Genomic DNA, 20,014 nt, shown 5'->3' with positions numbered 1-20,014 from the left:
CGCCCGCCTCCTCGCGGGGCGGGCGCACCGCGGTCGGCCGACCGCCCTCCCACCGGCTCGAAGGAGCAGCATGTCGATGCTCGTCCACGACGTCCTCGCCGCAGACCCACTCATCGGATTCGACCTCGCGGCCCTGGGCCGCAACTTCTGGGCCCTCACCGTCGACGGCCTGACCTACGGCGCGGTCTACGCGCTCGTCGCCGTGGGCTACACGCTCGTCTACGGGGTGCTGCGCCTCATCAACTTCGCCCACTCCGAGATCTTCATGCTCGGCATGTTCGGGCAGTACGCCACGCTCCTCGCGCTCGGGTTCTACCCGAGCGGCGACGCGTTCGACAAGGGCGTCCTGCTGACCGTCCTCTACCTGGGGATCGCGATGATCGGCGGCATGGTGGTCGCGGGAGGGGCCGCCGTCGGGCTCGAACGCGTGGCCTACAGACCGCTGCGCAAACGCGGGGCCCCGTCGCTCGTCTTCCTCATCACCGCGATCGGCGCCTCGTTCGTCATCCAGGAGTTCGTGCACTTCGTGCTCCCGGCCCTGACGGGCGGCGAGCTGGGCGGCGTGAACGCCGAGCAGCCCATCCGGCTGGTCGAGCCCGAGGTCCAGTTCCAGATCTTCGGCGCCAACGTCACCAACGTCACGCTCATCATCATCTTCTCGGCCCTGATCCTGGCCCTCGCGACCGACATGTTCATCAACCGGACCAAGTTCGGCCGCGGCATCCGCGCGGTCGCGCAGGACCCCGTGACCGCGACGCTCATGGGCGTCTCGCGCGAGCGCATCATCATGCTGACGTTCCTCATCGGCGGCGTCCTGGCCGGGGCCGCGGCCCTGCTCTACACGCTGCGCGTGCCCAACGGGATCATCTACTCGGGCGGCTTCATCCTCGGCATCAAGGCGTTCTCCGCGGCGGTCCTCGGCGGGATCGGCAACCTGCGCGGGGCGCTGCTCGGTGGTCTGCTGCTGGGCGTCATGGAGAACTACGGCCAGGTCGTGTTCGGCACCGAGTGGCGCGACGTCGTCGCGTTCGTCCTGCTGATCGTGGTCCTGATGTTCCGACCGACCGGCATCCTCGGCGAGTCCTTGGGGAGGGCGCGAGCATGAGCACCAGCACTCCTGCAGAGAACGCCGGCACGACAGGATCGGGGCAGGCGGCACCGGCATCACCGGCTCGCCCCCGCCCCGAGCTCCCGCCCGCGGGCCAGACGCCCGTCGCCCAGCGCCCCCACGGGGGCGCGGGGGACCGGCTGCGCCTGTGGTGGGACGCGCTCGCGCGCCCGGCCCAGTGGGCGTTCGGGGCGCCGTTCGTCCTGTTCATCGCGCTCCTGCCGATCCTCAACATCCCGGTCCTGACCACGGTCGGCACCAACTTCGGCGCCGTCATGGCCCAGTTCGGGATGTACGCGCTCATCGCGATCGGGCTCAACGTCGTGGTCGGGCAGGCGGGCCTGCTCGACCTCGGCTACGTGGGCTTCTACGCGATCGGCGCGTACACGCTCGCGATCCTCACGAGCCCCGACAGCCCGTGGAACGTGACCCAGCCCGAGGGCTGGCTGTCCGACGACTGGGCGTGGCTCGCGATCCTGCCGGTCGCGGTCGCGATCACGGCCATGTCGGGCCTGGTCCTGGGGTCGCCCACGCTGCGACTGCGCGGCGACTACCTCGCGATCGTGACGCTCGGCTTCGGTGAGATCGTGCGTCTGCTCGCGGACAACCTCGACGAGATCACGGGCGGTGGTCAGGGCCTCAAGTCGGTCGCCTACCCGCGGCTCGGCGTGACCGAGGAGCTGCCCAACGGCGTGTTCTCGGCGGGCAACGTGGGGAGCACGCTCAACTCGGGCGTGTGGTGGTTCTGGCTGTCGCTCGTCTTCATCATCATCTCGCTGCTGCTCGTGGGGAACCTCGAGCGCTCGCGCGTGGGCCGCGCGTGGGTCGCGATCCGCGAGGACGAGGACGCAGCCGAGATCATGGGCGTCCCCACGTTCAAGTTCAAGCTGTGGGCGTTCGTGATCGGGGCGTCGATCGGTGGCGTCTCGGGGGCGATCTACGCGGGCCAGGTCCAGTTCGTCATCCCGACGAACTTCAACATCATCAACTCGGTGCTGTTCCTGTGCGCGGTCGTGCTCGGCGGCCAGGGCAACAAGCTGGGCGTGATCCTCGGGGCGTTCATCATCGTTTACCTGCCGAACTTCTTCCTGGGGCGCACGTCGCTGTTCGGCATCCCGATCGACGGCAACGCGATCGCGAACTACAAGTACCTGTTCTTCGGGGTCGCGCTCATGGTGCTCATGATCTTCAGGCCGCAGGGGCTCATACCCGTCCGGCAGAAGCTGCTCACGTACGGGCGCGAGCTGTACGTCGCGGCGCGCCGCACGCTCGCCAAGATGCCCGACGGCGGCCCGCAGGCCGCGTACGCGACGTCCGCTCCGTCGTCGGGCACATCAGGTACGTCGGGTGCGTCGGGTGCGCCTGGCGGCAGCACGGGCGGGAACGCACCCACGGGACGCGGGCCCGACGGGCCGACCGACAGCGATCCCACCGGGAACGACGGAACGACCGACGGGGGGAACCGATGAGCAACGAACCCGGAGGCATGGGGGCCGGCGGCGACGTCGGCGACGCGCACCTGTCGCTGTCCGCCGACGCGGGCGAGCCCATGGCCGAGAAGTACCTGCCCGGCGCGGGGCTCGACGAGCCCGTGCTGGTCGACGTGACCGAGGTGCGTCCCGAGCTCGCCGACGCCGCGCTGGTCGACGAGATCGTCGCGGCCGACCGCGAGGTCCTGGCCGAGGTCGGCGAGCCGCTGCTCAAGATGGAGGACGTGTCGGTCGTGTTCGGTGGCCTCACGGCCCTGGACAGCGTCACGTTCGACATCCGGCGCGGGGAGATCCTGGGGCTGATCGGGCCCAACGGCGCCGGGAAGACCACGGCGTTCAACGCCATGACCGGCGTCTACCGGCCCACCAGGGGCCAGGTCCGGTTCGACGGGCAGGTCCTGGGCAAGGCCAAGCGCAACCAGATCACGCGACTGGGCATCGCCCGGACCTTCCAGAACATCCGGCTCTTCAACGAGATGACGGCCCTCGAGAACGTGGTCGTGGGGACGGACGCGCGGCACCGGACCTCGGTGCCGGGGGCGCTGCTGCGCACGCGTCGGCACAGGCAGGAGGAGCGCGACGCGATCGACCGGTCCATGGCGATCCTCGAGTTCGTCGGGGTCGGGGCGCGCGCCACGGAGAAGGCGCGCAACCTGTCCTACGGCGAGCAGCGGCGCCTCGAGATCGCCCGTGCGCTCGCGACCGAGCCCAAGCTGCTGTGCCTCGACGAGCCCGCGGCGGGCTTCAACCCGGCGGAGAAGGAGGCCCTCATGGACCTCATCCGCCACATCCGCGACGACGGGTACACGGTCCTGCTCATCGAGCACGACATGCGTCTCGTGCGGGGCGTGACGGACCGGATCGTGGTGCTCGAGTTCGGGAAGGTCATCGCCGACGGATCCCCCGAGGACGTCACGTCCGACCCCAAGGTCATCGCCGCCTACCTGGGCGTGCCTGACGAGGAGCTGGCTGAGGGAGACGCAGATGCCCCTGCTTGAGATCACCGACATGACGGTCGCGTACGGCCGGATCGAGGCCGTGCGCGGCGTGTCGATCACGGTCGAGGAGGGCGAGCTCGTGACCCTCATCGGGGCCAACGGCGCCGGGAAGACCACGACCATGCGCGCGGTCTCGGGCATCCGGCCGTTGTCGCGCGGGAAGATCGTGTTCGACGGCAAGGACATCACCCGGATGAAGCCGCACCTGCGGGTGCTCGAGGGGATCGTGCAGGCCCCCGAGGGCCGGGGGATCTTCCCCGGCATGACGGTCCTGGAGAACCTCGAGATGGGGGCCTACGGGCGCACGTTCGAGAACAAGGCCGTGCACGACGAGACGCTGGCGCGGGTCTTCGAGCTCTTCCCGCGCCTCGAGGACCGCACGTCGCAGGTGGGCGGGACCATGTCCGGGGGCGAGCAGCAGATGCTCGCGATCGGGCGCGCGCTCATGGCCCGGCCGCGGCTCATGCTGCTCGACGAGCCGTCGATGGGCCTCGCACCCATGGTCATCCAGCAGATCTTCCGGATCGTCTCGGAGATCAACGCGCAGGGCACCACGGTGCTGCTGGTCGAGCAGAACGCCCGGCAGGCGCTCTCGCGCTCGCACCGGGCGTACGTGCTGGAGACGGGCGAGGTCGTGCGGTCCGGGGGCGGCCGGGAGCTGCTCGCGGACCCGAGCATCAAGGAGGCGTACCTCGGCGTCGCGTGAGCACCGGGTCACGGCCTGTGCACACTGTCCCCAGGTCTGTGGATAACTTTGTGGACAGCAGTGGGGACAACGTGTGGAACACGCTGTGGACAGCGTGTGGACGACGGGCAGCGGGCGGTCGGGTGCGGTGAGCCCCGGCCGCCCGCTGCCGTCCGAGGACGGGTTCCTGACGCGTTCGGCGGGCCCGCCTGGCTGGGCTGGCGCACCCTGCCGAGCCCTGCCGGGGCAGCCCGGCGCGGGCGCACCCGGCACCTACGCGCCGAGCCTCTCCTTGGCCGCGAGGACCCGCAGCACCGCCGCGTCGACCTGGGCTGCGAAGCCCGGGTCGCTCTGCGCGCGCTCGACGAGGGCGGATGCCATCTCGGGGATCACGCCAGGGTCGGCCGACGCGAGCACCATGTCGCCGCCCGCGGCGATCGTCAGGACGGCCCGGTCGCCCGGCGACCAGGCCTGGACCTGCTCGGCCTTCGACACGTCGTCGGTGATGACGACGCCCTGGAAGCCCAGGTCTCCCCGCAGCAGCCCGTCGACGACCACGGGCGAGAAGGCGGCAGGCGCACCGGGGTCGATCTGGTCGTAGATCGCGGTCGACATCATGACGAACGCGGCCCCGGCGTCGATCCCCGACCGGAACGCCTCGACCGACGGGGCGTCGCGCGTGGTCACCGTGTCGGTCACGCCCGCGTCGTCGTCGGTGTTGCCGGCCACCCGCCCCAGACCGGGGAAGTGCTTGATCGCGACGTCGACGCCGCTGGCCTCCATGCCCGCGCTGAACGCGTTCGCGTGCGAGGTCACGGTGTCGACCCCGAACCCGTAGTTCCTCCCGAAGTACCCGATCGGGGCGTTGGTCCGCGCGGTCTCGGGGCTCGTGACGACGTCCATGACGGGCGCGAGGTTGAGGTCGACCCCCACGGCGGCGAGCTCCGCGCCCCAGGTCGTGGCCTGCGCCTGCAGCTCTGCGGGCGCGAGCGCGGACTGGTCCATCGCGCTCGGGATGCCGGAGAAGCCCGGGCCGCGCAGGACCTGGACCTTGCCGCCCTCCTGGTCGGTCGACACGAACAGCGGCGTCCCGTGCGTGGTCTCGTCCGAGACGAGGGCCGTGAACGAGTCGACGAGGTTCTTGACCGGCCCGGTCCCGGCCTGGGTGCGGCCCGCGAGGAACAGGTTGCCCACGTGGTGGGAGCTGATCGCGTCGTAGCTCGCCTGGTCGACCTTCCCGACGTTGACCCCGACCATCAGGAGCTGGCCGACCTTCTGCTCGAGGCTCCACCCGGCCAACGGGTCGGCGGACGGGTCGGGGGCTTCGGTGGGGGTGGGTGTCGCGCTCGCCGTCGGCGAGGGAGGGGTGTCGCTGCCCGACGGCGGAGCGTTCGTCGGGTCGTTCGTCGCGCCGCCCGGAGAGCACGCGGCGAGCAGGAGGGTGGTGACGAGCAGGGCGGCGCCCGTGGCGCCTCGACGGGACGACCTCATGCTTCGACCCTAGGCCGGTTCCCGGGATGCCCCCCGGCGACCGGGGCCGCTCGGAGGTGTTCTTCGCGTCACGTCGTGCGGGGGCCGTGCCGTGCTGGGGCGGCGCGGCCGGGGCGCCGAGCATGCGGTTGTCGTCGGTCGAGCATGCGGTTGTCGTCGGTCGAGCATGCGGTTGTCGTCCGGTTCTCCCGGAATCACGACGACAACCGCATGCTCGGCACCGAGACGTTGGCAGGGGGAGGTGCGGCACCCCGTCAGGTCGCGAGGTGCCGGCCCACGGGGTCCGGGGCGGCGATCGGCCGGCCCACGGTCAGGGCGTCGCGCAGTGACGGGTCGAGGTCCTGGAACACGGCGTCGGCCTGCGTCCCCGTCCCGTCGAGCACCGAGCTGAAGAAGCAGCGCCCCGACGCGGCCAGGATCACGTCGAGGATCTCCCCGTCGTCGAGGCCCAGGTCCCGCAGCTCGGTGAGGTCGGACTCGGTCATGTCGGCGGCGCCGGCCGCGACCTTGTCCGCGAGGTCCATGACCGCGCGGTCGATGGGGGAGAGCTGGACGGTGTCGTGCCCCTCGGCGGCCTCGCGGACCGCCTCGGCGCCGACGTGGTGCTCGGCGAGGATCGCCCCGTGGGCGAGCGCGCAGTACGTCGACCGGAGCCGCAGGGCCGCGGCGAGCGTCGCGAGCTCGTAGCGCCGGGGGGACATGGACGCCTTGATCGCGCCGTTGAGCCCGATCCACGCGTCGAGGACCGCGGGCCGGTTGGCCAGCAGGCGCGTGAGGTTGGCGACGTAGCCGCGTGTCGCACGATCCTGCTCGAACGCCGTCGCGACGGCCCCGCCGGGCTCGTCCTCGGTGGCCTCTCGGATCCAGCTCATGGCGGACCTCCCTCCCGGGCGGCCGCGTGCCCACGGTCGGAGCACGGTCCCGGGGTGCCTCTCCAGGCTCCCACGGCGCGGTCGGAGCAGGAAGAGGGGGCGCGCGGTCCGAGGGGAAGAGGACCCACGAGCTGAGCCGTCACCGTCGAGAAGTGAGTCGTTGCCCCGGAAACACCGGATCGAGGGTCAACAGCTCACTTCTCGACGGCCGAGCGATCGTGCCGTCGTGCCTCAGGTCGTGGCGACGAGCGCCACGACCTGGTCGCGCAGAGCAGCAGGAAGCTGTTCGGCGGTCCCCTCGACGTCGAACCCGAGGTCCTGTGCCTGGTGCAGCAGGGCAGCCGCCCGCGCCGCGTCGGGTGCGGTGCCGTCCCCGGTGAGCGTCATGACTCCGGCCGTGAACGCGGCTCGCCCGTGCCCCTGGTCGGCCGCCGCGACGTACAGGGCGAGCGCTCGCTGCGGGTCGTGCGGGCGTCCCCGACCGGTCGCGTGCTCGGCCGCCACGTTGTAGAGGGCGCGCGGATGCCCGGCCTCGGCAGCGCTCTCGAGGAGGAGCCGTGACCGCGCCTCGTCGACCGGCACGCCCTGACCCGTCGCGGACAGCACCGAGAGCTCGAAGAGGGCGTCGGGGTTGCCGATCCTCGCAGCGGCCTCGTGGTCGGCCGCGGCGGCTGACGCGTCCTGGGCGAACCCGTAGCCGTTGAAGCGCATCCAGCCCCGCAGCACGTGTGCGGAGCCGTCCGGGTCGTCGGCGGCCAGCGCATCGACGCGCGCGGCGGCATCGACCGCAGGTTCGAGACCCCGGAAGTAGGCCTCGCGCACCCACGTGAGCGCGGCCTCGCGCGACCCCGCGGCGTCGGCCCGGCGGTAGACGGCGATCATGACCTGCTCGGCGTCGATCGGGAGAAGACCGACGAGGTGCTCGTTGCGCACGAACGCGTCGCGCACGCCGTGGCCCAGGGCGAGCAGCCTCTCGGGGCTCGCGTGCGCGTCGTCGAGGGCCGCGCGGGCGTCCTCGTAGGCGACCGAGCCTCGCGGACGTCGGTCGGACGGCGAGGGCGCGGCCGGCGTCGGGGCGGCCGGCGTCGGGGTGGCAGGCGGCTCGGCTGCGGCGTCGCGAGCGGCGGCGTCCCAGACGAGGTCGCCGGCCGGGTTCCAGATCCGGCTGGTGCGTCCTGCGGCCCACTCGGCGTGGAAGCCCGTGGGGAGGGCGAGGTAGCGCACGAGGTGAGGCGCCTTGCGCCAGACCTCGTGCGCGGGCACCAGTCGGGTGCCCCCGCGCGGCTGCTGGGGGAAGGGCGTGATGACCCACCCCGTGGCGTCGTCGGTCGCGGCGTACCGCTTCACGTGGATCTCGGGGGCCTCGAACACGCCGTCGTAGACCCGGACGCCGTGCGTGAACCGGATCGACTCGCGCGGCACCTTGCAGAACGCGGCCATCTCGACCTGCGAGCGGAGCGCCTCGAGCATCGGGTCGACGTCCCAGGTCATGGTCTCGACCCCTGGCTTCGTGAGGTCCGTCGCGGCCACCCGCAGGTCGTCACCTTCCGCGGAGAGCGCCGACCACCAGAACCCGTGCCACACCCCGAGGCCCTTCCAGACGCGCTCGGGAGGTTGCGCCGCGTACCAGTCGACGAGGCCGCGCGCCTGCGGGGCGAGCCGGGGCGTGGTCCGCAGCCAGACGCGACGGCCGTGGCGCGACCGTGCGTCGAGCACGACCGTCGCGGGGGGCCTGGTCGGCTCGCCGTCGGCCCACCACCGGACGACGTCCTCGGTGGGGGGCCAGTCGGCGGTCCGGTTCGCGATCGGGTCGAGCAGGGTCACGGCGTTCCCGTCGAAGTGCGCGACGTACCAGTGCCCCGGGCCGTGCGCGCGGTCGATCCCGAGGATCGAGTACGCCCCCGGCCCGCGGCCCCGCAGCCGTTCGGCGAGCTCGTCGGGAGTCGTCTGCCGGAACGGTGCACCGACGAGCTGGGCGAGCTCGTCCTCGGTCGGGCCCACGGGGCCGGCCTGGCGGGCGGGCTCTCCGCGGAGCACGCCGACCATGGCCGCGACCGCGGAGGCCGCATGGTTGACCGGCGTGGCCGCGAGCGTCGTGTCGTTGCGCGCGCCGGCCTGGTAGGCGGCGACGAGCTCTCGTGCGCTGAAGCTCGACTCCCGGACGTAGGCGGCGCCGTCGAACCCGATGATCGCCTGGGCTCCTCCTCGTCCCGGGACCCAGACGTGGAACCCTCCCGGGACGACGTGCTGCGAGGTCGCGACCGTGGCGACGTCGATACCGAGGAGCCGAGCGGCTCGCTCGGCGACCTCCGGGAGCGTCTGCGTCCAGTGCTGATCGGCCTGGCCCGTGGAATCGTTCACGGGCAGATCCTAGGGGTGCCGCCCGCGGGGTGAGAGACGCCCCGCCCTGCGGGCGGCGGGGACCGGTCACCCCGTGACGTGCGCCGCGGGCTCGTAGGCCGCGAGGAAGGCCTCGAGCTGCGACGTGATCCCCGTCAGGGAATAGCCCGTGCGCAGCTCGACCTGCGCCAGCTGGCCCGAGGCGACCGCGGGCAGCGCGGTGAAGGTCGGGGTCGCGAGCTGGGGGGCGTCGGCCCACGTCGAGGGCACGAGGATCAGGTCGGCCGGGTAGGCGCCGGGCTCCTCCCAGCTCGCGGAGGCCCAGAAGCCGTCCTCGCTGTCGAGCTCGGCGAACGTCACGCCCAGGTCGACGAGCGTGCTGCCGAGCGGCGTCCACGTCGGGACCGCGTAGTCGACGCTCGTCTCGAGCGGGATCGCGTAGGCGACCGCGACGTCGGTCTTGGTGGCGGCGACGGCCTGGACCTTCTCGCTCAGCTCGGCGAGCTCGGCACTCTCCTGGGCGTAGACGGCCGCGGTCTCGGAGCCACCGAGGCTGAGGGCGACCTCCTGGAAGTCGGCCAGGGTCCGGGCCGCGCCATCGGTGATGTTGATGCCCACCATCGGCACGACGCTCTCGACACGCTCGATGTCGTCACCCCAGACGCTGCCGAAGTTCCCGCCGTTGTACGAGCTCCAGATGTCGAGGACCAGGTCGGCGTCGGCGGCGAGGACCTTCTCGAGGCTGATGTCGGTGTCCGTCTCGGAGATGGGCTCGATCCCCTCGAGGTCGAACGCCGCGAGGTCCTCCTGGGACAGGCGGGAGAAGCCGATGATCCCGACCGGGCGGATCCCGTACTCGAGGAGCACGGGGGCGGTGTCGGCCGTGGCGATGATGCGGTCGGGGACCTCGTCGAGGCTCACGGTCGTGCCGCGCGCGTCGGTGTAGGACCAGGCTGCGGCGTCGGCCGGGGTGCCGCCGGCAGGGGCGCTGCTGCCCGCGTCGGTCCCCGACGAGCACGCGGCCAGGAGCAGCGCCGTGCCGACGGTGGTGGCCCAGGTGGCGGTCGTGCGACGACGCCGCAGAGCGGAGCGCGGGGAGGAGGGCGGGGGAGCTGTGACGGTCACGGGTCTTCGCTTTCGGGGGAGCGCGCGGGGTCGGCACGGGGCGACCCACGGGACGGGGACTCCTCGGGGACGGGACGCCCCGTGCGAGGAAGTTTGGTAAGGCTTACCTTTGTGCCGCCACTCTAGAGACCGTGATCGAGGCGCACAATCACGCGATCTGGTCGCCGGATATCGTGATCCGGTCAAACCCCAGGTCAGGAGCTCGCAGCGTCGGTCTGGGGGCCGTCGCGTCATCTGCGAGGTGCGCGTCCTGAGGAGCGCTGGTTGGCGGACCGGGAGGACTGCGCTCGCGGCTCCGGGCCGCCGTCGTGTCCTCTGGCCCGAACCGCTCCGGGCGCCTAGGTTGACGGCCAGCGCACGCTGTAGGGCGGCGCGGACAGATCAGGCGGAGGGGGCAGGGTGACATGAAGGTCAGCACGCGTGTGGAGGACTGGCAGGTCATCGACGGCACGCTGGACAACACCGTCGATATCGCTTCGGAAGACGGCGATGCCGAGCTGTGCGCGGTCGGGCTGCGCATCCGTCAGGCCGGGTGGGAGGCCTGCGCGGTGCATCCCCACCGTGGGGGCGGCTCCGTCGGCTGGCCCCCGGCCGACGACGTGCTCGAGGTCGAGCTCTCCCGCGACGACTGGACGGTTGCCATCGCCCAGCTTCGACGCTGGGCTGCTGTCGGCGAGGCGACGGACGACCGGCCCGAGCCGCGCCTGGCCCGCTGGCTGGAGGACGAGGTGAGAGCTGCCGGCTGAGCGGGGGGAGCTCATGCTCGGCGTGCGTGCGTGCGTGCGTGCGTGCGTGCGTGCGTGCGGGCCCGGGGGACCGGAGAGCTTGGCGTCAGGCGGAAGGGCGCCCCGTCAGAAGTCGCGCACTCTGCGGACGCCCCTCGCCGCTCTCTCGCGAGGCGTCGTCCGGCGACCGCGCAGCGTCCCGGAAGGACCCGGGGGTCAGGCCCGTCTCGCGGCGGAAGACCGCGACGAACGCGCTCGTCGAGGTGTACCCGACGGCGTCGGCCACGTCGCTCACGCGGGCTCCCTCCGACAGCCGGGCCATCGCGACGTTCATGCGCAGGTGCAGGCGCCAGCGACCGAACGGCTGGCCCGACGCGCGGCGGAACACCCGGCCCAGCGTGCTGGTGCTCAGCCCGACGTGCCGCGCCCACTGCGCGAGCGTCCGGTCGTCCCCCGGGTCGTCGAGCAGCTCGTGCACGATCCGGGCGACCGGCTCGACGGTCGGGACCGTGATCCGGGTCGATGCCGTCACGGGCTCCAGCAGGTGGATCGCGACCTGCTCGGCATGGTGGCGCGCCTCGTCGGGCATGTCCTGTGACGTGAGGTGCAGCACGAGCTCGGAGAACAGCGCGCTCGGGGCGACCGTGACGGGTTCGGGGCCCAGGTCGCGCGAGCGGCTGGGGTCGAGGTAGACCGTGAGAAACCGGCTGTCCGTCCCGGCGCGCACGGCGTGGGGGAGTCCGGCAGGGATCCACAGACCGTTCCGCGGCGGCAGTGCCCAGACGTCGTCGCCCGCCCGGACCGTCAGCAGTCCCGAGAGGGCGACCAGCACCTCGTGCGTCCGGTGCGAGTGCTCGAGCCACACCACCGGCTGGTGCGTCCGCGACGGGCCTCCCGCCAGGACGAAGTCCACGTCGCCCGAGGCGTCCTCGGGCTGCACGACGAGCGCGTCCTGCGAGGGGCTGCCCCACGGGAGCCAGTTCTCGACGGGATCGCGGTCCGGGGGCACAGGGACAACCCTACGGAGCCGACGTCGCTGGGAGGGCCGCCGACGAGGAGGTGGTCGTGTCCCGCCGGAGCCGCGTGCCGCACGCCCCCGTGCCCGGGTTCAGTCCCCGGGCACCAGGACCCGCACACCGCGCCGTTCCAGGACCGTGGCGGTCGTGTCGTCGAGCGTCCGCTCGGTCGTCTCGTCGAACCCGTTCCCGACCGTCCGCACCATGAGCGTCGCGGACCCCGACGTCAGGTAGCGCAGCGCCTCGCGCTGCCACGCGGCGTTCCGGTCGCGCGGGACGGCCTGACCCGCGGCGTCGCGCGCCCCGACGTCGTACGCGTACCCCGACAGGTCCACCGGCAGCTCGCACCCGCGGCGAAGGTCGCGGCTCAGCACGTCCGTCAGGGCCAGCAGGGCGGGCGAGTCCGCCCGGACACAGCCCTCCTCCGGGAGGGCGGCGCGCAGCTCGGCCGCCGGGAAGGGCGTGGGGCGAGGCAGGGCAGGGGCGGCCGTCGCGAGCCCCAGCCCCAGGCACGTCCCCGCCGCCACGAGCCCCCGGCCCCCGGCCGGGACGAGCGAGACCGCAGCGGCGACCACGAGCACCAGGGCCGGCGTCACGAACGCCGCGTACTGCTGGTAGGCCGACGGCGAGGCCAGCAGCACCACGGTCTGGACGACGAGCAGAGCGACCCACAGCCGACCACGGCGCCCGGCCCAGGCGACGACCGCCGCGACGAGCACCGCGGCCAGGACGGCCCAGACCAGGGCGAGCTGCGCCGTCGGGGTCGTGGCCCACGCGGTGCTGCCCGTCCCGGCGATCCACGTGAGCCGCTGCTCGACGCCCGTGTCGGTCTCGCGCGGCCGTCCCAGCTGGTCCAGGAACACCATGCGGAACATGTCCGAGCCCGCCGCGAGCGCGAACGGCGCCAGCACGACGACGACCGCCCCCAGCGCCCCGGCGCTCGCGCGCAGAGCCGCCCGCCACCCGGCCGTCACGAGCAGCCAGCCGATCACGACGAGGACGGGAACGACGCCCCAGATCTTGACCGTGGCACCGAGGCCCAGGACCGCGCCCCCCGCCCAGAGCCACCCCGTGCGCGCCCCCGCCCCCATGTCCGGCAGCCCGCGCAGCAGCAGGACCACCCCGCCGAGCAGGCACAGCGAGCCGAGCGGCTCGAGCAGCGTGATGCGCTCGGCCCACGCCGCGGCGAACGAGACCGCGTACAGGACCCCGCCCACGACCGCTGCGGTGGTCCCCCAGCGGCCCGCGACGCGCGTCACCAGGACGGCGTTCGCCGCCCCGACGAGCATGACGCCCACGCGCGCGGCGACCAGGGCGTCGCTGTCGCTCGTCCACGCGGTCAGGGCCGCGAACGGGGCCAGGGCGAGCATCGAGCCGGGTGGGTGCAGGAGCGTGAAGTCGCGGTAGGGCACGAGCCCGTGCACCAGGGCGACGGCCGAGGAGAAGTACACGCCGTCGTCGTACCCCGTGTAGTCGCGGACGCCGACCGTCCCGCCCGCGAGGCTCCAGCGCACCGTGAAGGCGAGGACGGCGACCCCGGCGGCGACGATCCAGCCCGTCGCGCGGGTGGGGCGTCGGGCGGTGCGGTGGGTGCGGGGCGCCGGGCTCACTCGTTCGAGTCTGCCCGGCTTCGGCGCGGGGCGCCCGGGGGGACGTGGGCCGCGCCCGGGACCGACCTGCGTGCCCGACGGCGGCGCTCGCCTCGGGGGCTCGGGTCCGGCCGGGGAGCCGGCCGGGCTCAGCGCGCGGCGACCGCGGGCTCGGCCGGCGAGGGGGCGTAGGCAGTCTGCGGAGGACCGGAGAGGCGCGCGCCGCGGCTCGCTCGCAGCGCCCAGAGGATCGCGACGAGGTCGACGCCCTCCTGCATCCAGGCGCCCGCGAGCGCGGGGAGGTATCCGAGTGCCGCGACCAGCATGAGCGCGACGCTGAGCCCGATGCCGACCCAGATGCTCTGCAGCGCGACCCGGAGCGTGTCCTTGCTGACCCGCACGGCTGCTGCGACGGCCGAGACGTCGTCGCGCAGGACGACCGCGTCGGCCGAGTCGCTCGCGGCCGTGGCGCCGCGCGCTCCCATGGCGATCCCGACGTCGGCCGAGGCCAGGACCGGCGCGTCGTTCACACCGTCGCCCACCATGACCACGGGGCGCGCGGGGGCGTCCCGGACCGCCTCGACCTTGTCGAGCGGCAGGCACTCTGCGCGCACGTCGTCGATGCCCAGGGCGGCCGCGACGTGCTCGGCCGTCGTCCGCTGGTCGCCCGTGAGCATCATGACGTGATCGACGCCCAGGGACCGGAGCGTGCTCACCGTGGTCGCGGCCTCGGCCCGCACCTCGTCGCGCAGGACCAGCGCCCCGACGGGGACCCCGTCGACCGCGACGTGGACCGCGAGCTCGCCGGGCTGGAGCACGGCGGGCTCGACGGCGGTGCGGGTCTCGGCGGCGACGTAGGACCGTTTCCCCACCACGACCTCCCGGCCCGCGACGAGAGCCCGGACACCGTGCGCCGGGACCTCGTGGGCCTCGGTGCCCTCGGCCGGCTGGAGCCGGCGCTGCCGAGCGCCCTCCACGACGGCGTCGGCGAGGACGTGGCTCGAGTACTGCTCGGCCGACGCTGCCAGCCGCAGCACCTCGTCGGCCCCCAGGCTCCCGGTGGTCTCGACGCGCGCGAGCGCGGGACGACCGTGGGTGAGGGTCCCGGTCTTGTCGAAGGCCACGGTGCGGGCGCGGTCGAGCCTCTCCAGGGTCTCGCTCGACTTGACGATCACGCCCTCGCGCGCGGCGCGGCTCATCCCGCCCATGAAGGCGACCGGCGCCGCGATGAGCAACGGGCACGGTGTCGCGACGACGAGAACTTCCGCGAACCGGGTGCCGTCCCCGCTGACCCACCAGGCGAGCCCGGCGATCGCGAGCGCGACGAGGGTGAAGGGGACCGCGAAGCGGTCGGCCAGCCGGACGGTCCGTGACCGGCTCGTGGTCGCCTGCTCGACCAGCGCGACGATCTGCTGGTACTGGCTGTCGCGGGCCGACCTGGTCGCGCGCAGCGTGACGGCCTGCTGCCCGTTGATGCCACCTGAGGGGACCTCGTCCCCGCGCTGCCGCTCGACCGGCAGGGGCTCGCCCGTGAGCGACGACTCGTCGAGGTCGGCTCGGTCGCTCACGAGCTCGCCGTCGACCGGGACCACCTCGGCCGGACGGACCACGACCAGGTCGCCGGGGCGCACGTCGTCGACGCGGACGTCGCGCAGCGAGCCGCCGTCGAGCACGTGCGCGGTCGCGGGGGCGCGGGACATGAGCGCCGAGAGGTCGCGGCGGGCCCGGTTCGCTGCGTAGTCCTCGAGCGCCTCGCCTCCCGTCAGCATGAGCACCACGACGAGGGCCGCCCAGTGCTCGCCGACGACCACCGCGGCCGTCACGGCCGTCACGGCGAGGATGTCGATCCCGGCGTGCCCGCGGAGCAGGTCACGGAGCATACCCACGCCCGTCCATCCTGCGACGGCCAGCGCGTAGGCGGACACGAGCCACGGGACGGCCGGGGACCAGGGGGTGAGCGAGAGGACCCCGGCGACGGCCGCGACCAGGACCGTCGCCATCACCAGCGGATACCGCCCGAGGTTCTTCACTGTGGTCATACCACGTTGTCTAGCATTTCGTGCACATTCTTTCCAGCAAGGAAAGGCTCGCCTGGGACTGTGTGAGGAAAGGCATTCCTTCGCTGGGTCTCCACATTTCTTCGGGGCTTCTCGGGCGGCCCCGGTGTCGCGACATGAGTGCCAGGAGCCGCGAGATGCCGCCGATCTTCGGTGCTTGCGCCAGGGGTGGGTCAGCGACAACGCGGACCTTTTCGGCGAATGTGGCGATCGTGGCGGCGCGTGGCGCAGGAATGTCCCGCCGGTGCGCGAAGAATGTGTTGGTGCGGGGTGCCGCCTGTGGGTGGGCGTCAGCCGCGCCGGGGCGACGCGGACGCGAGCGGGCACCCCGCGCACGCCAGGGGGATCCGGCGCCGCGTGCCCGCCGCGGGCGGGGGCGTGCAGCCCGGGCCTCCGGCACCCGTCGCGCAGCCGAGGGCGGGTGCCGTGCCCGGCCGCGTCGGGCGGGGTCCCGCGACCTGCGCGAGCCCCAGGCGGACGAGCTGAGCGACCGCCGCGTCGACGAGCCGCGGTTCGAGGCCCAGGTCGCCGGCCAGGGCGCCGACCGCGACCCCGGCGCGGAGCCGCGCCAGCACTGGGCGTAGGAGCTCGCGGGGTGCTGCGCCGTCACGGAGACCGAGCTCCTCGCTCGGCGCCGTCGGGGCGCTCACCAGACGAGCCGCAGGAGCTGGAAGGTCGCGACCGACAGGACCCACGCGACGCTCAGCTGGACCGCGACGGCCCCCAGGGTCCAGCGCCACCCGAACATCCGCTGCTGCTCGGCGACCGTCGCGAGGCACGGCGTGTAGGCGAGCACGAAGACCATGAAGGCCAGTGCCGCCGCAGGGGCGTGACCGCCCGACGTCTCGTCGAGCGTGGCCCGGAGCTGCTCGCCGAGCTCGCCCGGCGACGAACCCACGGGCTCGTCGACCGCGTACGCCTGCGCGAGCGCGCCCACCGCGACCTCCTTGGCCACGAAGCCCGTGACGAGCGCGCTCGTGGTGCGCCAGTCGCCGTAGCCGGCGGGGGAGAAGACGGGGGCGACCTGGTCGGTCAGGCGCCCGTAGGCAGAGTCGTGCACGGGCACCTCGCCGAACGTGTGGCCGGGCGTCACGGGGACCGAGAGCAGGAGCCAGACGACGACGAGGACGCCCACGATGATCGTGCCCGCCCCGCGCAGGAACGCGAGCACACGACGGCCCGTCGTCACGAGCAGCGGGACCGGGCGCGGCACGTGGTAGGCGGGGAGGACGAGCGCGAGGGGCTCGTGGGTCAGGTCGCGGAACAACGTGCCTCGCAGCACGAGCGCCCCGACGAGCACGAGTGCGACGCTCAGCACGTACATCGCGAGCACCACGAGCCCGGTGTGCCGCGGGAAGAACGTGCCTGCGAGCAGGACGTACACCGTCAAGCGGGCGGGGCACGAGGCGTACGGGATCAGGAGGCCCGTGAGCAGCCGCTGCCGCGCGTTCGGGAGCGTGCGCGTCGCGGCGAGCGCCGGGAGGTTGCACCCGAAGCCCACGATCAGGGGCATGATGACCCGCCCGTCGAGTCCGACCGACCGCATGAGGCGGTCGGCCAGGACCGCGACCCGCGCGACGTAGCCCGAGTCCTCGAGCAGCCCGATCGCCAGGAACATCAGGGCCATGAGCGGCGCGAACGCGACGACGACGCCGACGCCCGCGACCAGGCCGTCGACCAGGAGTCCCTCGAGCCACCCGCCGCTCAGGCCCACGCCGTCGAGCGCCCAGGTCACGAGGCCCGCGACGGGGCCCGTGACCAGGGCCTCGGTCGCGCCCATGATCGGTGCCGCGACCCAGGTCGCGAGCTGGAACAGCGCCCAGAGCGTCACGACGAAGACCGGCAGGCCCACCCAGGGGTCGAGCAGGAGCGCGTCGATCCGGTCCGCACGGCTGCGCGTCGCGGAGCCGTGCGCGCCGACCGACCCGACGACGTCGTCCGCCCACCCGAGCAGCGCGTCGATGCGGTCGAGCTCGTCGTCGGATGCGGTGTGCGGTGCCGCGGTGCAGACAGGCAGGCCCGGGACGGGCCGAGGGTGCTCGGACACCGCGCGGACCGCCGCGACCAGCCCGTCGGTCCCGCGCCCCGTCCGAGGATCGACCTCGACCACGGGCACGCCCAGACGGGCGGCGAGCCGCCCGGGGCCGACCGTCACCCCGTCGGCCGTGGCGACGTCGGTCATCGTGAGGGCCACGACGACGCGCTCGGTCCGCGCCCCGACCTGACCGAGCAGGAACAGGGCGCTGTGCAGCTCGGCCGCGTTGGCGACGAGGAGCGTCACGGTGCCCGGCTCGGCCCCTGCCCGGTCGATCTCGGCGACCGTCACGGCCTCGTCGGGCGAGACCGGGGTGAGCGAGTAGGTGCCGGGGAGGTCGACGAGCGCGAGCGGGGTCGCGGTCGTCGTACCGGCACCGGTGCGGGGCCGCCAGGTCCCCCGGGCCAGGTCGACCGTGGTCCCGGGCACGTTCCGGGTGGTCTGCCGCGCGCCCGTGAGGTGGTTGAAGAGCGTCGACTTCCCGGCGTTGGGCGTGCCCACGAGCAGCACCCGCAGGACGGGAGCGGGAGCCGTGGTCGCGCCACCGCCCGGGGCGCGGCGACCGCGGGGGTGAGCGGCGCCGTCGGGCCCCTCGTGCGTGCGCGGTGCGCCGCCCTCGCAGCGCGGACAGCTCACGGGGCGGTCTCGAACCGGCGGACCGTCGCGGCGTCGAGCGCGATGCGCCGGCGCCCGACGAGCACGACGCGCCCGCCGAACGGGGTCCGGAGCGCGACGGTCACGCCCGCGCCGGGGCGCAGGCCCAGCTCGCGCAGCCGCACGTCGGACGTCGGGGTGAGCCGCGCGCCCGCGCGCGCCGAGGTCAGGACGACGTGGGTGCCCGGGGGGACCTCGGCAAGGTTCATGCTGCCGACGCTAGTGATGAGGTGAGGCTTGCCTCAGATGCCGGAGGTCCTGGCGCTGCGGGCCGTAGGTCCCGTCAGAGGCTCAGGAGCGCGCCCGTCCCGATCCCGGCGAGCGTGCCGACCACGATCGTCACCGCGGCGATGGCCACGGGGTGCGCGGGCGTGCCGTGCAGGCGCTGCCACAGGCTCGGGGTCGCAGGAGCGGTCGCGGCATGGTGGATCTCGCGGCGCGAGAGTCCCGCGGTCACGGGGGCGGGCTCGGTGACGTGCTGCGTGCTCATGGTTCTACCTCCTGGAGATCTGCTTCTGGGAGGAGAGACGCCGTCCTGCGGTCGGCATGACGCGGAAGTCGTGGTGAGGAGAGTCACGCGGCCCCCGGTGGCGGAGCGACCGGCTCCGGCGTAGGAGGCGACGGCCCGCCGTGCGGCAGGGCGAGCCTGCCCGGCCTAGGCGCCCGCGGGCGCCGCCGTGCTCCCGCGCACCACGAGGCTCGTCGCGAGGTCCATGCGCGTGTTGGTCACGGCGCCCTCGCGCGCCTTGAGGACGAGCCGGGCCGCTTCCTGGCCCATCTCCTGGAGCGGCTGGTGGACCGTGGTGAGCGCGGGGCTCGACCAGCGGGCCACGGGGACGTCGTCGTAGCCCACGATCGAGAGGTCCTCGGGCACGCGCAGGCCGTGGCGTCGGGCGGCCTCGAGCACGCCGAGAGCCTGGAGGTCCGAGCCCGCGAAGATCGCGGTGGGCGGCTCGGGCAGGCTGAGGAGCTCGTCGGCGCGGTCGGTGCCGCCCTGGGGGTGGAAGTCGCCGAACCGGACCAGGTCCGGGTCCGCAGTGATCCCGGCCGTGCCGAGGGCCGAGCGGTAGCCGTCGAGGCGGGCGAGCGAGCACATCATGTCCTCGGGCCCCGTGATGACGCCGATGCGGCGGTGGCCGAGCTCGATCAGGTGCCGGGTCGCCATGAGGCCGCCCTGCCAGTTCGCCGAGCCGACCGAGGGGACGTCGGGCTCGGGGTCGCCCGCGGGGTCGATGACCGCGAACGGGATGGCGCGGGACCGGAGCTGCTCCTTGACCGCGGCCGGGAGGGTCGAGAAGACGAGCACGACGCCGAGCGGGCGGCGCGCGAGCACGCCCTCGATCCACTCGGGCCCCGGAGCGTGCCGGGTGCCGGACTCGGTCAGCACGACGCTCGCGCCGTTCTCCCGCGCGACGTCCTCGACGCCGCGGATGAGCTCCATGGCCCAGATGCTCTCGAGCTCGTGGAACACGATCTCGATGAGGGGGGCCGAGGCGGTGGGGCTCTTGCGGCGCCGGTAGCCGTGCTGGACCAGGAGGGCCTCGACCCGGTCGCGCGTCCCGGCCGCGACGTCGGTCCGCCCGTTGAGCACCTTGGACACGGTCGAGAGGGACACCTGGGCCTCGGCGGCCACGGCGGCGAGCGTGACCCGCCCCGGAAGAACTTCGTCGGTCATGCCGGTCAGCGTAGCGCCTCGGGGGAAAGTTTCGAAGGGTGGGCCGCCGTGTCTCGGTGCGGAGGTCCCAGTCTTCTCCCAGTGGATAACGGTTGGGACTCGTTGTTGACCCCGGCGGATTCGCGTCTTAGAGTCCAGGGCAACCGAGTACTTT

General features: G+C 73.5%; 17 protein-coding genes. 5 read left to right on the top strand and 12 right to left on the bottom strand.

Translation table 11 applies throughout. From position 1 onward, the window contains the following. The first annotated feature begins 70 nt into the window (after positions 1-70). Genes ASE27_RS17235 through ASE27_RS17220 form a run of 4 tightly spaced genes read left to right on the top strand, consistent with a single transcriptional unit; the run spans position 71 to position 4,302 of the window. Positions 71-1,105, top strand: coding sequence for a branched-chain amino acid ABC transporter permease (locus ASE27_RS17235; protein WP_139107950.1), 1,035 nt, complete (start codon positions 71-73; stop codon positions 1,103-1,105). Beyond that, positions 1,102-2,577, top strand: a complete 1,476-nt coding sequence (locus ASE27_RS17230) for a branched-chain amino acid ABC transporter permease (RefSeq protein ID WP_082609068.1) — start codon at positions 1,102-1,104, stop codon at positions 2,575-2,577. The genes ASE27_RS17235 and ASE27_RS17230 overlap by 4 nt, the downstream gene beginning before the upstream one ends. Beyond that, on the top strand, positions 2,574-3,596 hold the full coding sequence (locus ASE27_RS17225) for an ABC transporter ATP-binding protein (RefSeq protein ID WP_225220318.1): 1,023 nt from the start codon (positions 2,574-2,576) through the stop codon (positions 3,594-3,596). Before ASE27_RS17230 ends, ASE27_RS17225 begins: the two co-directional genes overlap by 4 nt. Beyond that, on the top strand, positions 3,583-4,302 hold the full coding sequence (locus ASE27_RS17220; protein WP_056653240.1) for an ABC transporter ATP-binding protein: 720 nt from the start codon (positions 3,583-3,585) through the stop codon (positions 4,300-4,302). The genes ASE27_RS17225 and ASE27_RS17220 overlap by 14 nt, the downstream gene beginning before the upstream one ends. Before the next feature lie 252 nt (positions 4,303-4,554). On the opposite strand, the gene ASE27_RS17215 is transcribed toward ASE27_RS17220, so the two are convergent. The 4 genes from ASE27_RS17215 to ASE27_RS17200 form a co-directional block, all read right to left on the bottom strand. Beyond that, on the bottom strand, positions 4,555-5,772 hold the full coding sequence (locus ASE27_RS17215) for a glycoside hydrolase family 3 N-terminal domain-containing protein (protein WP_056653236.1): 1,218 nt from the start codon (positions 5,770-5,772) through the stop codon (positions 4,555-4,557). Positions 5,773-6,026: 254 nt separating this feature from the next. Continuing rightward, positions 6,027-6,644, bottom strand: coding sequence for a carboxymuconolactone decarboxylase family protein (locus tag ASE27_RS17210; RefSeq protein ID WP_056653233.1), 618 nt, complete (start codon positions 6,642-6,644; stop codon positions 6,027-6,029). A gap of 231 nt (positions 6,645-6,875) precedes the next feature. Beyond that, positions 6,876-9,005: a toxin glutamine deamidase domain-containing protein gene (locus ASE27_RS17205; RefSeq protein ID WP_056653230.1), complete on the bottom strand. Its 2,130-nt coding sequence runs from the start codon at positions 9,003-9,005 to the stop codon at positions 6,876-6,878. A gap of 66 nt (positions 9,006-9,071) precedes the next feature. Continuing rightward, complete coding sequence (locus ASE27_RS17200) at positions 9,072-10,109, bottom strand: ABC transporter substrate-binding protein (RefSeq protein WP_200955969.1); 1,038 nt, start codon at positions 10,107-10,109, stop codon at positions 9,072-9,074. Positions 10,110-10,513: 404 nt separating this feature from the next. Here ASE27_RS17200 and ASE27_RS17195 point away from each other — a divergent pair, with 404 nt between their 5' ends. Continuing rightward, a complete protein-coding gene (locus tag ASE27_RS17195; RefSeq protein ID WP_056653227.1) occupies positions 10,514-10,855 on the top strand; it encodes a hypothetical protein in 342 nt (113 codons plus the stop codon). An 85-nt stretch (positions 10,856-10,940) separates the two neighbouring features. On the opposite strand, the gene ASE27_RS17190 is transcribed toward ASE27_RS17195, so the two are convergent. From ASE27_RS17190 to ASE27_RS17155, 8 genes are all read right to left on the bottom strand, one after another. Then, entirely contained in the window at positions 10,941-11,843 is a 903-nt protein-coding gene (locus ASE27_RS17190; RefSeq protein WP_056653225.1) for an AraC family transcriptional regulator, read from the bottom strand. 99 nt (positions 11,844-11,942) lie between these two features. Continuing rightward, positions 11,943-13,460, bottom strand: a complete 1,518-nt coding sequence (locus tag ASE27_RS17185) for a glycosyltransferase 87 family protein (RefSeq protein WP_056653223.1) — start codon at positions 13,458-13,460, stop codon at positions 11,943-11,945. Positions 13,461-13,588: 128 nt separating this feature from the next. Next, positions 13,589-15,478, bottom strand: a complete 1,890-nt coding sequence (locus tag ASE27_RS17180; protein WP_056653220.1) for a heavy metal translocating P-type ATPase — start codon at positions 15,476-15,478, stop codon at positions 13,589-13,591. 308 nt (positions 15,479-15,786) lie between these two features. Continuing rightward, positions 15,787-16,146 carry a hypothetical protein gene (locus tag ASE27_RS17175; protein ID WP_056653217.1) on the bottom strand — a complete coding sequence of 120 codons (360 nt, stop codon included), beginning with the start codon at positions 16,144-16,146 and terminating at the stop codon, positions 15,787-15,789. Continuing rightward, entirely contained in the window at positions 16,143-18,167 is a 2,025-nt protein-coding gene (locus ASE27_RS17170) for a ferrous iron transporter B (RefSeq protein ID WP_082609066.1), read from the bottom strand. The genes ASE27_RS17175 and ASE27_RS17170 overlap by 4 nt, the downstream gene beginning before the upstream one ends. Further along, positions 18,164-18,394 (bottom strand): FeoA family protein, encoded by a 231-nt coding sequence (locus ASE27_RS17165; protein ID WP_056653215.1) that lies wholly within the window; start codon positions 18,392-18,394, stop codon positions 18,164-18,166. Before ASE27_RS17165 ends, ASE27_RS17170 begins: the two co-directional genes overlap by 4 nt. Before the next feature lie 74 nt (positions 18,395-18,468). Further along, positions 18,469-18,675 carry a hypothetical protein gene (locus ASE27_RS17160; RefSeq protein WP_056653206.1) on the bottom strand — a complete coding sequence of 69 codons (207 nt, stop codon included), beginning with the start codon at positions 18,673-18,675 and terminating at the stop codon, positions 18,469-18,471. Between the two features lie 165 nt (positions 18,676-18,840). Beyond that, positions 18,841-19,860: a LacI family DNA-binding transcriptional regulator gene (locus tag ASE27_RS17155; RefSeq protein WP_056653203.1), complete on the bottom strand. Its 1,020-nt coding sequence runs from the start codon at positions 19,858-19,860 to the stop codon at positions 18,841-18,843. Between the last annotated feature and the right edge of the window lie 154 nt (positions 19,861-20,014).

The sequence above is a fragment of the Oerskovia sp. Root918 genome (assembly GCF_001428945.1).
Classification (GTDB): Bacteria; Actinomycetota; Actinomycetes; order Actinomycetales; family Cellulomonadaceae; genus Oerskovia; species Oerskovia enterophila.
Note: the sequence above shows the minus strand (reverse complement) of the source record. Positions and strands in the feature narration are given on the sequence as shown.

Bases quoted from the DNA above. Each gene is read 5' to 3' on its own strand.
- ASE27_RS17160 (WP_056653206.1), bottom strand. From the start codon at position 18,675: ATGAGCACGCAGCACGTCACCGAGCCCGCCCCCGTGACCGCGGGACTC.
- ASE27_RS17180 (WP_056653220.1), bottom strand. From the start codon at position 15,478: ATGACCACAGTGAAGAACCTCGGGCGGTATCCGCTGGTGATGGCGACG.
- ASE27_RS17230 (WP_082609068.1), top strand. From the start codon at position 1,102: ATGAGCACCAGCACTCCTGCAGAGAACGCCGGCACGACAGGATCGGGG.
- ASE27_RS17225 (WP_225220318.1), top strand. From the start codon at position 2,574: ATGAGCAACGAACCCGGAGGCATGGGGGCCGGCGGCGACGTCGGCGAC.
- ASE27_RS17210 (WP_056653233.1), bottom strand. From the start codon at position 6,644: ATGAGCTGGATCCGAGAGGCCACCGAGGACGAGCCCGGCGGGGCCGTC.
- ASE27_RS17165 (WP_056653215.1), bottom strand. From the start codon at position 18,394: ATGAACCTTGCCGAGGTCCCCCCGGGCACCCACGTCGTCCTGACCTCG.
- ASE27_RS17155 (WP_056653203.1), bottom strand. From the start codon at position 19,860: ATGACCGACGAAGTTCTTCCGGGGCGGGTCACGCTCGCCGCCGTGGCC.
- ASE27_RS17235 (WP_139107950.1), top strand. From the start codon at position 71: ATGTCGATGCTCGTCCACGACGTCCTCGCCGCAGACCCACTCATCGGA.
- ASE27_RS17220 (WP_056653240.1), top strand. From the start codon at position 3,583: ATGCCCCTGCTTGAGATCACCGACATGACGGTCGCGTACGGCCGGATC.
- ASE27_RS17195 (WP_056653227.1), top strand. From the start codon at position 10,514: ATGAAGGTCAGCACGCGTGTGGAGGACTGGCAGGTCATCGACGGCACG.
- ASE27_RS17215 (WP_056653236.1), bottom strand. From the start codon at position 5,772: ATGAGGTCGTCCCGTCGAGGCGCCACGGGCGCCGCCCTGCTCGTCACC.